Source organism: Cryobacterium sp. N22 (assembly GCF_002929555.1).
GTDB lineage: Bacteria > Actinomycetota > Actinomycetes > Actinomycetales > Microbacteriaceae > Cryobacterium.
The window spans coordinates 1-12,266 of the sequence record NZ_PJJP01000008.1 but is presented as its reverse complement, the minus strand read 5'-3'; the positions used below and the strand labels follow the sequence as shown (position 1 = coordinate 12,266).

Below are 12,266 nucleotides of genomic sequence, written 5' to 3'. Positions count from 1 at the left end.
CGAGACCCCGCAAGCCGACGATAGGACCGGGGGTAGCGCCCGAGAGGCAAGGTCGCCAGGTCTCGACGAGCTCGACCAACGGCCCGCGACGACGACTGCCCCTCGGCGCAGGCCGAGGGGCAGTCAGTTCGTGCTGGGACCTAGCGGCCGAACTTGAAGTTGCCGCCGGGAATGGCGGCAAGCAGCTCCTGCGTGTAGGCCTGCTGCGGGTTGTCGAAGACGTCGTCTGTCGACGCGGCCTCCACGATCCGGCCCTTCTGCATCACGCACACGTTGTCGGCGACGAGGCGCACCACGGCGAGGTCGTGGGTGATGAAGAGGTAGGTCAGGCCCAGCTCGGTCTGCAGCTCGGTGAGCAGGTTCAGCACCTGCCCCTGCACGAGCACGTCGAGGGCCGAAACGGCCTCGTCGAGCACGAGCACGTCGGGCTTGAGGGCAAGCGCCCGCGCGATGGCGATGCGCTGACGCTGGCCACCGGAGAGTTCGCTCGGGTAGCGGAACCGCGAGGACCACGGCAGCGAGACCTGGTCCAGCAGCTCCTTGACCCGTTCCTGGCGCTCCTTGGGGGTGCCGACGCCGTGCGCCAGCAGCGGCTCGGCGATGGTGTTCCCCACGCTGTACTGCGGGTCGAGGGAGCCGTACGGGTCCTGGAAGACCGGCTGCACGCGGCGACGGAACTTGAGCAGATCCTTGCCCTTGAGCCCGGCGACATCCTGGCCGTCGAACTCGATCGAGCCGCTGGTGATGCTCTCCAGCTGCAGCACGAGCTTGGCGACAGTGGATTTGCCCGAACCGGACTCGCCAACGAGCGCCGTGGTGGTGCCCTTCTGAATGCCGAAGGTCACACCGTCGACGGCCTTGAGCTCGTCGCTGCGCAGGCCCTTCTTACGGATCCGGTACACCTTGGAGATGTTGTCGATCGAGATCAGGTCCTTCACCGGCGCGAGGCTCTCGCGTTCGGCAGCCCTGGCCACCAGGGTGTCGTCCAGGGAACCGCCGCCGTAAATCGCGGTGTCGCCGACCGTCGCGTGCTTGGCCGACTGGATGCGCCGGGACGCCAGGCTCGGTGCCGCAGAGACGAGGCGCTGCGTGTACGGGTGCCGGGGGTTCGCCAGGATCTCCTGGGACGGACCGGACTCGACGATCTTGCCCTTGTACATAACGACGAGCTGTTCGGCACGCTCCGCGGCCAGGCCGAGGTCGTGCGTGATGAACAGCACGCTGGTGCCGTAGTCGCGGGTGAGGGTGCCGAGGTGGTCCAGGATCTGACGCTGCACGGTGACGTCGAGCGCCGAGGTGGGCTCGTCGGCGATGAGCAACTTGGGCCGTGCGGAGAGGCCGATGCCGATCAGGACCCGCTGGCGCATGCCGCCGGAGAACTGGTGCGGGTACTGCTTGAGACGGTCCGCAGCGTCGCTGAGTCCGGCTTCCTGCAGCACCTGGATGGTGCGGGCGCGCGCTTCCTTGCCCTGCGCGAGGCCGTTGGCCTTGATGGCCTCTTCAACCTGGAAGCCGATGTTCCAGACCGGGTTGAGGTTGGACATCGGGTCCTGGGGCACGTAGCCGATCAGGTTTCCGCGCACCGCCTGGATCTCCTTGGCGCTGAGCTTGGTGAGGTCGCGGCCCTCGAACAGCACCTGGCCGGCGGTGACCTTGCCGGCTCCGGGGAGCAGGTCGATGATCGCCTGTGCCGTGGTGGTCTTGCCCGAGCCGGATTCGCCCACGATGGCGAGCGTCTGGCCCGAGTACAGGGTGATGTCCACGCCACGCACGGCGGGAACGAGTCCGCGCTGGGTCTGGAAACCCACCTCGAGGCCGCGGATCTGCAGGAGCGGCTGTTCGTCAGCGTCGATCCCTGCGGTGCTGCCGATCGGCAGGCCTTCAGGGGTGGTGTCGATTACGGTCTGGCTCATCGGAGCGCCCTCGCCTTCGGGTCAAGCGCGTCGCGCAGAATGTCGCCCAGCATCAGGAACGCGAGAACCGTCAGGGACAGGGCGGCCGCGGGGTACAGGAGCACCTGCGGGTTGGTGACCAGGGACGTTTGCGCCTGGCCGATGTCGTTGCCCCAGGACATGACGCTGGTCGGCAGGCCGATGCCCAGGAACGACAGGGTGGCCTCGGCCACGATGAACGTGCCCAGCGAAACCGTCGCGATCACGATGACCGGGGCGATCGCGTTCGGGATGACGTGGCGGAGCAGGATCCGGAACCTCGACACGCCCAGCGCCGTGGACGCCATGACATAGTCCGAGTTCGTGGCCGACAGCACAGCACCGCGCATGATGCGGGCGATCTGGGGCCAGGCGAAGATCGCGAGCACGAAGGCCACGGTGGTGGGGGTGGCAGCCGGCAGAACCGACATCAGCACGATGGCGCCGAGCACGGTGGGGATGGCGAAGAAGATGTCGCCGATGCGCGATACCAGGGCATCCAGCCAGCCGCCGTAGTAGCCGGCGAGCGACCCGACGATGATGCCGATCAGGGTGACCAGTGCCGTGGCCAGCAGGCCGACGGTGACCGACGCCTGGGTGCCGTGGATGGTGCGTGCGTACACGTCACAACCTTGGCGGGTGAATCCGAACGGATGTCCGGCTTCGGGGCTGCCGTTGCTGTTCGCCAGCAGGCAGTTCAGGTTGGGCGACACCTGCGTGAACAGGGTGGGGAACAGCGCGACGACGGCGATCAGGAGGATCAGCGCGGAGGATACCCAGAAGGTGGGACGACGGCGCATGGAGTCCCAGGCATCCGCCCAGGTGCTGCGGGCCTTCTGCGACTCGTCGAGCCTGTCGACCGGGGCTACCGGGGTGTCTTCCAGTTCGGCGACGAAATGGGCCTGGCCAGGCTTACTTGGCATAACGAATCCTTGGGTCCAGAGCTGCGTACAGCAGGTCGACGAACAGGTTGGCGAGCACGAAGATGACCACCATCACGGCGATGAAGGACACCACCGTGGTGCTCTCACCGAGGGTGATCGCCTTGAACACGGTGCCACCGACGCCGTTGATGTTGAAGATTCCCTCGGTCACGATCGCACCGACCATGAGGGAGCCGAGGTCGACACCGAGGAAGGTGACGACGGGGACGAGGGAGTTGCGCAGCACGTGCACGGTGACGACGCGCGGCCGGGACAGCCCCTTGGCGGTGGCGGTGCGGACGAAGTCGGCATTGAGATTGTCGGCAACACTGGCCCGGGTCAGACGCACGATGTACGCGAACGACACGCTGGCCAGCACGAGGGCCGGGAGCACCAGTTCGCCCAACGGAGCTTCTGCGCTCACAGTGGTTCTGAACCAGCCGAGCTGCACGCCGAAGACCAGCCTGAAGACGAAACCGAGCACGAAGGTGGGCACGCTGATCAGCAGGAGGCTCACCACCAGGGCGCTGGCATCGAAGAACTTGCCCTTGCGGAGTCCCGCGATGAGGCCGACGACGATGCCGGCAACGGACTCGAAGAACAGGGCGAGCATGGCCAGGCGGAAGGTGACCGGGAATGCGCCCGCCATCACGTCGCTGACCGGGCGGCCCGAGTACGTGGTGCCCAGGTCGCCCTGGAAGAAGTTTCCGATGTACAGGAAGTACTGCACGATGAACGGCTTGTCGAGGTTGTACTGCGCCCTCACCTGTTCGATGACGCCGGGTGCCGGCGGACGGTCGCCATAGAGCGCCGCGATGGGGTCACCCGGGAGGGAGAAGACCATGAAGTAGATCAAGAAGGTGGCCCCGAAGAAGACGGGGATCATTTGGAGGACGCGCCTGCCTGTGTACCACAACATCAGGTGAGCTCCGTGAATCGTTTGTGCATGAGGATCGCAATCACTGAATGAGTCTAGTCAGTGCAATGTCCGGGGCTTGACGGCCCCGGACATTGCGCTGCGGGTGGAACTAGGAATTAATCCTTGGTGATCTGGTAGTACAGCGGGACGGAGTCCCAACCGAACACCACGTTGCCGACGGCGTCAGAAGACACACCGTTGACGTTGGCGTACCACAGCGGGATGGTCGGCAGGTCCTGAAGCAGAACCTCCTGAGCAGCCTGGTACTTGGCGGTGGCGTCCTCGACGTTCTCAGAGGCGGCGCCTTCCTTGAGGAGAGCGTCGAACTCGTCGCTGGTGTAGTCCTCGTAGTTCGAGCCGGCACCGGTCTGGTACAGCGGAGCGAGGAAGTTGTACAGCGACGGGTAGTCGCCCTGCCAGCCGGCGCGGACTCCACCGGTGAGAGCGTCGTTCGAGCGGTCGCCCAGCGAAGCGGCGAACGTCGGGTACGGCTTGCCGGTCGCGGTGATGCCCAGCGTGTTGACGATGCTGTTGATCACGGCGTCGACCCAGGCCTGGTGGCCTCCGTCGGAGTTGTAGGAGATGTCGAACGTGGTGTCGCCATACGGAGCGATCGCGTCGGCCTCAGCCCACAGCTTCACGGCCTCCTTGGGGTTGTATTCGAGAACTTCGGCGCCTTCGAGCGAGTCGGAGTAGCCGTCGATCACCGGGGAGGTGAAGTCGGTCGCGGGGGTGCGGGTGCCCTGGAAGATGACGTCGGTGATTTCCTCGCGGTTGATCGACATCGAGATGGCTGCACGACGCAGCTTGCCCTCTTCGCCGCTCCAGTGCTCGAGGTAGTACGGCATGTTGAAGCCCTGGAAGATGGCTGCGGCCTGGTTGACGGCACGGTCGCCGAACTCGGCTTCGTAGGTCTCGAAAGCGGAGTCGGGGACAGCGTCGAGAACGTCGAGGTTACCGCCCTGCACGTCTGCGTATGCAGCGGCCAGGTCGGTGTAGAACGTGATCTCGAGCCCGCCGTTGACGGGCTTGCGCAGGCCTTCGTAGTCAGGGTTGGTGGCGAGGCTGATGCCCTCTTCGTGGACCCAGGCGCCTTCACCATCGAGCATGTACGGGCCGTTGCCGATCGGGTTCTCACCGAAGGCTTCCATGTCTTCGTACGCGGCGCTCGGCAGCGGCATGAAGGCCGTGTAGCCCAGGCGCAGCGGCCAGTCGGCCTCGGGAGCAGAGAGCTCAACGGTGAAAGTGGTGTCGTCGACGACCTTCAGGCCCGACAGGGTCTCGCTCAGCGGGTCCGGCACCATGAGGGGGTTGCCTTCCTCGTCGACGGCGCCGGTCGGGTCGAGCTTGGTGTTCTGGACATCGGTCCAGCCGACCATGTCGTCGAAGAAGTAGGAAGCGCTCTGCGCGTTCGTGTTCAGTGCGCCATAGTTCCAGGCGTCCACGAATGACGCGGAGGTGACCTTTTCACCGTTGGTGAAGGTCCAACCGGGGTTCAGCGTGATCGTCCAGGTGGTGGCGTCGTCGGACTCGATCGACTTGGCGACCTCATTCTCGATCTCGCCGTCGGCGTTGTACGACACCAGTCCCGCGAAGATCGAGGTGGCGATCTTGCCACCGCCGGTCTCGGTGGTGTTGGTCGGGATCAGCGGCTTCTGCGGCTCGCTGCCGTTGGTGCTGACGACGGCGCTATCGGCCGCCGGAGCGTCGGACTCGTCGGCCGACGAGCAACCGGCCAACGCCAACGCGCTCACCGAAATGAACGCGAGGGCGCTCAGGCCCATGCGGGATCTCTTCAAAATTCCTCCAGTGCAAAGGTGAAGGCGCCGCCGGGGTCGAGACCATAGCAGCGCGCTAGTTATCAAAACCCTAGGTACGTCTCGCGCCCGGTGCAAAATCTGACGGCAAACGTTACACAGCAGTAATGAAAGACGCACGATTCTTGCGCATCGCGCCGATTTCGCGGATTTTTCTGCGAATCCTGCGAGGATCTCTCACGAAGCTTGGGACCAAGGTCCCGCCTACGCATGCAAGCGTTTTCAAATCTCACCGGTCGCGGGTCAATTGCCCGGTGTATACGCACAGGAGCGTCGAGGGCGCAAAATAGAGGAATGCCGACCACGCTGCCAAAACGGCCCGCCACGCTCATCTTCGACGGCGACTGTGGGTTCTGCACCACCGCCGTGCTGTGGCTCCAGCGCACCCTGCCGCGCGTTCCGGCCACCGCGCCGTTCCAGTGGACGGATCTTGCCGCCTTCGGACTCACCGAGGAGCAGGCCAGAAGTCGGGTGTGGTTCATCGACGGGAGCCGGCGCTACGGCGGCGCTGCCGCGGTTGCGGCCGTGTTGCGAGGCCAACCGGTTCCCGCGCTGCGGGCGCTCGGCTGGCTGGCCACGGTACCGCCGTGGTCGTGGGCGGCCGACGCAGGCTACAGCCTCGTGGCCCGATTCAGGTATCGCTTGCCGGGCGGTACTCCGGCGTGCCGGATGCCGCGCGCGACATGAGCGACAACTCATCCGGCCCGGCTGAGTCCCCGGCCTCCTCCTCGCAGACCCGCTCGTCCTCCGAGGCCGCCGGCGCTCCAGGCTCGTCACGGATCCGGCTGAAGTGGGAGATCGCGATCGTTCTCGGGCTCTCGCTCGGGTCCTCCGCGGTGTACTCGATTGTGTCGATCATTTCCCGGCTCACGGCCGAGGTCGCGCTCAGCGATCAGTCGGCGACCATCAACGGGTCGCAGTCCGCGCGCGAGTGGCTGGACTTCACCTATCAATTCCTCAGCATCTTTTTCTCGCTGTTCCCGGTGGCCCTGGTGCTGTACCTGCTGTGGCGGCCCGGTCAGAGCGGGTTCCGCCGGCTCGGGGTGGATTTCACCCAGCCGCGCCGGGATCTGCTCCGCGGCGGCGGGCTGCTGCTGCTCATCGGCATCCCTGGCCTCGGGCTCTACCTGGCCGGGCGGGCGCTGGGGTTCACGGTGGCCGTGGTGCCTTCGCCGCTGGACACCTTCTGGTGGACGATCCCGATCCTGGTGTTCTCGGCGGTACGGAGCGCCCTGAGCGAAGAGCTCATCGTGGTGGGCTACCTCTTCACCCGGCTGCGCGAGCTGGGCTGGAACGCCTGGACCATCATCATCTCGGCGGCGCTGCTGCGCGGCAGCTACCACCTCTATCAGGGCATCGGACCGTTCGTGGGCAATGCGCTGATGGGAGTGGTGTTCGGCTGGTGCTATCTGCGTTGGGGCCGGGTGATGCCCCTGGTGATCGCGCACTGGGTGCTCGACATCGTCTCCTTCGTCGGCTACCCGTTGGCCCTCCTCTGGTGGCCCGCCCTCCTCACCCCCACGTCCTAGCCCGCGAACTGTGAGAAAAGCCCCAAGAATTCGAAATTCTTGGGGCTTTTCTCTCAGTTCGCGAGGCCGGGGTTACTCGAAGGCCTCGGGCGGCGGGCAGGCGCAGACCAGGTTGCGGTCGCCGTAGGCGTTGTCGATGCGACGCACCGGCGCCCAGTACTTGTTGCGGATCAGGGTGCGCACGGGATAGACCGCGGTCTCACGAGTGTACGGATGCGCCCACTCCCCCTCGATCACACTCTGGGCGGTGTGCGGGGCGTTCCGCAGCGGGTTGTCGTCGGCCGGCCAGGTGCCGGCGGCCACGGCATCCGCCTCGGCCTTGATGCCGATCATGGCCTCGATGAACCTGTCGATCTCGCCGAGGTCTTCGCTCTCGGTGGGCTCCACCATCAGGGTGCCCGCCACCGGGAAGCTCATCGTGGGCGCGTGGAAGCCGTAGTCGACGAGGCGCTTGGCCACGTCGTCGACGGTGACCCCGGTGGCCGCGGTGAGCGGACGCAGGTCGAGGATGCACTCGTGCGCGACGAGGCCGTTGTCGCCGGCGTAGAGCACCGGGTAGTGGTCGCTGAGCTGCTTGGCCACATAATTCGCCGCGAGAACCGCGGCGCCGGTGGCCTGCTTGAGGCCGTCGGCGCCCATCATGCGCACATACGCCCACGAGATGGGCAGGATGCTCGGGCTGCCGTAGGGCGCGGCCGAGACCGGTCCGCCGCCGTGCACGACGGTTTCGGTGCCGGATCCGCCGAGCAGGTAGTGCTCGTCGTCTTGCGCGAGCGGGTGCCCGGGCAGGAACGGGGCGAGGTGTGCCTTGGCCGCGACCGGTCCGACGCCGGGTCCTCCCCCGCCGTGCGGGATGCAGAAGGTCTTGTGCAGGTTGAGGTGCGACACGTCGCCGCCGAAGTCGCCGAACCTGGCGAAGCCGAGCAGCGCGTTGAGGTTGGCGCCGTCGACGTACACCTGGCCGCCGGCGTCGTGCACGGCGGCGCAGATCGCGCCGACCTCGTGCTCGTAGACCCCGTGGGTGGAGGGGTAGGTGATCATCAGCGCGGCGAGGGTCTCGGCGTGCAGGGCGATCTTGGCGTTCAGGTCGTCGAGATCCACATTGCCCAGCTCGTCGCAGGCCACGACGACTACGCGCATGCCAGCGAGCACCGCGGATGCGGCATTGGTGCCGTGGGCGCTGGACGGGATCAGGCACACCGTGCGGTCGACGTCGCCGTTGGCGAGGTGGAAGCCGCGGATGGCGAGCAGGCCCGCGAGTTCACCCTGGCTGCCGGCGTTCGGCTGCAGCGACACGGTGTCGTAGCCGGTGACATCCGTCAGCCAGGTTTCGAGCTGGCGGATGAGTTCGAGGTAGCCCTCGACGTCGGCGCGCGGCGCAAACGGGTGCAGTCCGCCGAACTCGGGCCAGGTGACGGCCTCCATCTCGGTGGCGGCGTTGAGCTTCATGGTGCAGGAGCCCAGCGGGATCATGCCGCGGTCCAGCGCGTAGTCGTAGTCGGCGAGGCGCTTGAGGTAGCGCATCATGCTCGTCTCGGAGCGGTGCGTGTTGAAGACGGCGTGGGTGAGGTAATCGCTTATGCGGGCCAGGTCATCGGGCAGACCGCCCTGCACCGCGGCGAGGTTGACGTGGCCGAAGGAGTCGCGGCCGCCGAAGAAACCAACGACGGCGGCGAGGTCCGCCGCGGTGGTGGTCTCATCGACCGAGATGCCAATGGTGGTGGCGTCGACCGAGTGCAGGTTGTAGCCGGCGGCAGCGGCCTGGGCGACGATTGCGGCGGCGCCGGCCGGAACCGACACTCGCACGGTGTCGAAGAAGCTGCCGTTGATCACGTCGACGTCGATCGCGCGCAGGGCCGCGACGAGCGCACCGGCGCGTTCGTGCACCTCGGTAGCGATCGCCTTGAGGCCCTGGGGCCCGTGGTACACCGCGTACATGCCCGCCATGACGGCGAGCAGCACCTGGGCGGTGCAGATGTTGGAGGTGGCCTTGTCCCGACGGATGTGCTGCTCGCGCACCTGCAGCGACAGCCGGTAGGCGGGGTGGCCGGCGGCGTCGACGCTCACGCCCACGAGGCGGCCGGGCATCTGGCGTTCCAGGCCCTTGCGCACGGCCAGGTAGCCGGCGTGGGGTCCGCCGAAGCCCATCGGCACACCGAAGCGCTGGCTGGTGCCCACGGCCACGTCGGCGCCGAGCTCGCCGGGCGAGGTGATCAGGGTGAGCGCCAACAGGTCGGCGGCGACGATGGCGAGTGCCTTGTTCTCGTGCGCGAGCGCGATCACGCCGGCGGGGTTCCAGACGCGGCCGGAGGCGCCGGGGTACTGCACGAAGATGCCGAAGAAGTCGCCGAGATCCTCCGAGGTAGTGCTCTCATCCAGGGGCAGCACGGTCAGTTCGATGCCGAGCGCGTGCGCGCGGTTGCCCAGCAGCGCGTGGGTCTGGGGCAACGCATCCGCATCGACGATGAAGCGGTTCGACGGCGACTTGGAGGCGCGGCGGGCCAGCAGCATGCCCTCGACCACGGCAGTGGACTCGTCGAGCATCGAGCCGTTCGCGGTGGCCATGCCGGTGAGGTCGGCGACCATGGTCTGGAAGTTGATGATGGCCTCGAGCCGGCCCTGGCTGATCTCGGGCTGGTACGGGGTGTACGCGGTGTACCAGCTGGGGTTCTCCAGCACGTTGCGCTTGATCACGGCGGGCGTGATCGTGTCGTAGTAGCCGAGCCCGATCATCGAGCGCTTCACGCTGTTCTTGTCGGCCAGGGCGCGCAGTTCCTGGATGGCCTCACGCTCGGTCGCGGCCGGCGGCAGGGTGCTGTCGCCCTCGCGGCGGAACTGCTCGACCTGGATGGTCGCGGGTACGGCCGCGTTGACGAGCGACTCGACGCTGGAGTGGCCGAGGACGGCCAGCATGCGGGACTGCGCGTCGGCATCCGTGCCGATGTGACGCTGGGTGAAGGGCTGCGACATGTGGGGGAAGGCTCTTTCCGGGGTCTGGTTCGGTCGTGCTTATTCGCCGGTGATGGCGGAGTACTCGGCGTAGCTGAGCAGCGTCGGGAGGGTCTCGAAGGTGATCTTGATGAGCCAGCCCGCACCGAGCGGGTCGCTGTTGACGAGTTCGGGGCTGTCGACGACGGCGTCGTTGATCTCGGCGACGGTGCCGTCGATGGGGGCGAAGAGCTCGCCTACCGACTTGGTCGACTCGATCTCGCCCACGACGGTGCCCGCGGCGATGGCGCTGCCCACCTCGGGCAGTTCGACGAAGACCACGTCACCGAGCTTGTCGGCGGCATAGGCGGTGATGCCGACGGTGGCGGTGTCGCCGTCGACGAGTACCCATTCGTGCTCCGCGGTGTACTGGAGTTCGGTCTTGTCGGCCATGGGGTTTCCTCTCAAAGGGGCGATCACAGGGGGTGGATCAGTACTGGGCGATGCGCACGATCTGGCTGCATCGGGTGAGCGGATGCCCGTGGCCGGGCCATCCGCTCGCGTGCCTTACTTGCGGCGCTTGTAGAACGGCAGCGCGATGACCGTGGCCGGCGCGCGGGTGCCGCGTACGTCGATGAATACCTCGGTGTCGAGCCGGGCCAGCGCCGGCGGCAGGTACGCCATGGCGATCGGGTAGCCGAGGGTGGGCGACAGGGCGCCACTCGTGATGACGCCTTCCGCTTCGGTGGCGTCGGGGCTGCGGAAGATCTGGTAGCCGGCGCGACCGGCGCGCTTGCCGGCCGAGACCAGGCCGACGAGCACCGGGGCGTCGCCGGCTGGGCCTTCTTCGCTGGCGGTGCGCCCCACGAAGTCGGTGGGCTTGGCGAGGTTGACAACCCGGCCCAGGCCCGCCTGGGCGGGGTAGGTGGAGGTGGTCAGCTCGTGGCCGTAGAGCGGCATGCCGGCCTCGAGGCGCAGGGTGTCGCGGCTGGCGAGCCCGGCGGGAACCAGGTCGTGCGCGGCGCCGGCGACGACGATAGCGTCCCAGAGGGCGAGGGCGGCGGTGTTGGGCACGTAGAGCTCGAAGCCGTCTTCGCCGGTGTAGCCGGTGCGGGCGATGAGCACCGGTGCGCCCTCGAACGTGGCGGTGATGGCGCGGTAGTAGCGCAGCCCCACGATGTCGGCGTGGGTGGTGAGCCCGGCGGTGGCCTGCACGATGGCGAGGGCATTGGGGCCCTGCACGGCGATGAGGGCGGTGTCGTCGCTCTCGTCGGTGACGGCGACGTCGAAGCGCGCGGCACGGGCGGTGAGGGCCGCCAGGGCCTGGTCGTGGTTGCCGGCGTTGGCGACGACGAGGAAGTCGGACTCGCCGGTGCGGTAGACGACGAGGTCGTCGATGATGCCGCCGCGGGAGTTGAGCAGCAGGCTGTACTTGGCCTGCATCAGGTCGATGACCGACAGTTGACCGGCCAGGGCGTGGTCGAGGAATTCGCCGGCCTGCGGGCCGCTGACCCGGATCTCGGCCATGTGGGACAGGTCGAAGAGGCCGGCGGTCTTGCGTACGGCGTGGTGCTCGGCGAGGTCGCTGGAGTAGCGCACGGGCATCTGCCAGCCGGCGAAGTCCGTGAAGCTCGCGCCGGCGGCGACGTGTGCGGAGTGCAGCGGAGAGAACCGTTCGGTCGCGGCGGCGGCGTTCGAAGAAGAGTTCTGCGAGGAGGAGGTGGGGTCAGTGCTGGCCGAGGTCATGAGTTCTCCGGTTCGTCGCCGGGCGCGTGCCGGACGAGTTGCTCCGGGGCTCGTTCGAACCCCGCTGGGAACTCCCCCTCTGTCGTCTGGCCTGAGAGCTTCACCGGGGCGCGTGCGCCGGCTTTCACCGTGGGCGGGACTTGGCAGTTCTGACCGGATCCCGCTGATGCGAGGCCCGGACGCGCTGTGCTCGTCCGCTTTTCAGAGTGGCCCGTTCGATGCGGTACGAGTACCTGAGAGATTGTCGGGGAGGATTGCTCCTTCGGTGTTCGCTCGTCTCTACGACGTCGAACTCTCCCGCATCGACCGTGTGGCCCGATTTTCAGTTGATTGTGCTGCGGGTGAAGTCTATCCGACCGGCGGGTCCCGCGAACTGTGAGTTAAGCCCCAGGATTTGGCGAGTTTTGGGGCTTTTCTCACGGTTCGCGGATGTGTGGGGCCGGGTGTGTCCGCGGGCGGGTGCAGTGTCAGTG

9 protein-coding genes and 1 riboswitch are annotated in these 12,266 nt (G+C 67.1%); of the genes, 2 read left to right on the top strand and 7 right to left on the bottom strand.

Annotated features, from left to right (window positions below; translation table 11 throughout):
- Positions 1-140: 140 nt before the first annotated feature.
- From CXY76_RS00155 to CXY76_RS00140, 4 genes are all read right to left on the bottom strand, one after another.
- Complete coding sequence (locus CXY76_RS00155; RefSeq protein ID WP_104162263.1) at positions 141-1,913, bottom strand: ABC transporter ATP-binding protein; 1,773 nt, start codon at positions 1,911-1,913, stop codon at positions 141-143.
- Positions 1,910-2,854, bottom strand: a complete 945-nt coding sequence (locus CXY76_RS00150; RefSeq protein WP_104162262.1) for an ABC transporter permease — start codon at positions 2,852-2,854, stop codon at positions 1,910-1,912. The genes CXY76_RS00155 and CXY76_RS00150 overlap by 4 nt, the downstream gene beginning before the upstream one ends.
- The gene (locus CXY76_RS00145) at positions 2,844-3,773 is read right to left on the bottom strand and encodes an ABC transporter permease (RefSeq protein WP_104162261.1); all 930 of its coding nucleotides are present in this window, start codon (positions 3,771-3,773) and stop codon (positions 2,844-2,846) included. Before CXY76_RS00145 ends, CXY76_RS00150 begins: the two co-directional genes overlap by 11 nt.
- Before the next feature lie 116 nt (positions 3,774-3,889).
- Positions 3,890-5,557, bottom strand: coding sequence for an ABC transporter substrate-binding protein (locus CXY76_RS00140; RefSeq protein ID WP_233199485.1), 1,668 nt, complete (start codon positions 5,555-5,557; stop codon positions 3,890-3,892).
- 327 nt (positions 5,558-5,884) lie between these two features.
- On the opposite strand from CXY76_RS00140, the gene CXY76_RS00135 reads away from it, so the two are divergent.
- A complete protein-coding gene (locus tag CXY76_RS00135) occupies positions 5,885-6,277 on the top strand; it encodes a thiol-disulfide oxidoreductase DCC family protein (RefSeq protein ID WP_104162259.1) in 393 nt (130 codons plus the stop codon).
- Positions 6,274-7,119, top strand: coding sequence for a CPBP family intramembrane glutamic endopeptidase (locus CXY76_RS00130; protein ID WP_104162264.1), 846 nt, complete (start codon positions 6,274-6,276; stop codon positions 7,117-7,119). The genes CXY76_RS00135 and CXY76_RS00130 overlap by 4 nt, the downstream gene beginning before the upstream one ends.
- A 72-nt stretch (positions 7,120-7,191) precedes the next feature.
- Here CXY76_RS00130 and gcvP read toward each other — a convergent pair whose 3' ends face one another.
- The 3 genes from gcvP to gcvT form a co-directional block, all read right to left on the bottom strand.
- Positions 7,192-10,089 (bottom strand): aminomethyl-transferring glycine dehydrogenase, encoded by a 2,898-nt coding sequence (gcvP, locus tag CXY76_RS00125; protein WP_104162258.1) that lies wholly within the window; start codon positions 10,087-10,089, stop codon positions 7,192-7,194.
- 39 nt (positions 10,090-10,128) lie between these two features.
- Complete coding sequence (gcvH, locus tag CXY76_RS00120) at positions 10,129-10,500, bottom strand: glycine cleavage system protein GcvH (protein ID WP_104162257.1); 372 nt, start codon at positions 10,498-10,500, stop codon at positions 10,129-10,131.
- A gap of 114 nt (positions 10,501-10,614) precedes the next feature.
- Positions 10,615-11,793, bottom strand: a complete 1,179-nt coding sequence (gene gcvT, locus CXY76_RS00115; protein ID WP_104162256.1) for a glycine cleavage system aminomethyltransferase GcvT — start codon at positions 11,791-11,793, stop codon at positions 10,615-10,617.
- Positions 11,794-12,004: 211 nt separating this feature from the next.
- A riboswitch (glycine riboswitch) is annotated at positions 12,005-12,103 on the bottom strand.
- Positions 12,104-12,266 lie beyond the last annotated feature (163 nt).

What these genes read in the sequence shown, in the direction of transcription:
- gcvT (WP_104162256.1), bottom strand. Translation starts at nt 11,793, where the DNA reads ATGACCTCGGCCAGCACTGACCCCACCTCCTCCTCGCAGAACTCTTCT.
- CXY76_RS00150 (WP_104162262.1), bottom strand. Translation starts at nt 2,854, where the DNA reads ATGCCAAGTAAGCCTGGCCAGGCCCATTTCGTCGCCGAACTGGAAGAC.
- gcvP (WP_104162258.1), bottom strand. Translation starts at nt 10,089, where the DNA reads ATGTCGCAGCCCTTCACCCAGCGTCACATCGGCACGGATGCCGACGCG.
- CXY76_RS00140 (WP_233199485.1), bottom strand. Translation starts at nt 5,557, where the DNA reads ATGGGCCTGAGCGCCCTCGCGTTCATTTCGGTGAGCGCGTTGGCGTTG.
- gcvH (WP_104162257.1), bottom strand. Translation starts at nt 10,500, where the DNA reads ATGGCCGACAAGACCGAACTCCAGTACACCGCGGAGCACGAATGGGTA.
- CXY76_RS00145 (WP_104162261.1), bottom strand. Translation starts at nt 3,773, where the DNA reads ATGTTGTGGTACACAGGCAGGCGCGTCCTCCAAATGATCCCCGTCTTC.
- CXY76_RS00130 (WP_104162264.1), top strand. Translation starts at nt 6,274, where the DNA reads ATGAGCGACAACTCATCCGGCCCGGCTGAGTCCCCGGCCTCCTCCTCG.
- CXY76_RS00155 (WP_104162263.1), bottom strand. Translation starts at nt 1,913, where the DNA reads ATGAGCCAGACCGTAATCGACACCACCCCTGAAGGCCTGCCGATCGGC.
- CXY76_RS00135 (WP_104162259.1), top strand. Translation starts at nt 5,885, where the DNA reads ATGCCGACCACGCTGCCAAAACGGCCCGCCACGCTCATCTTCGACGGC.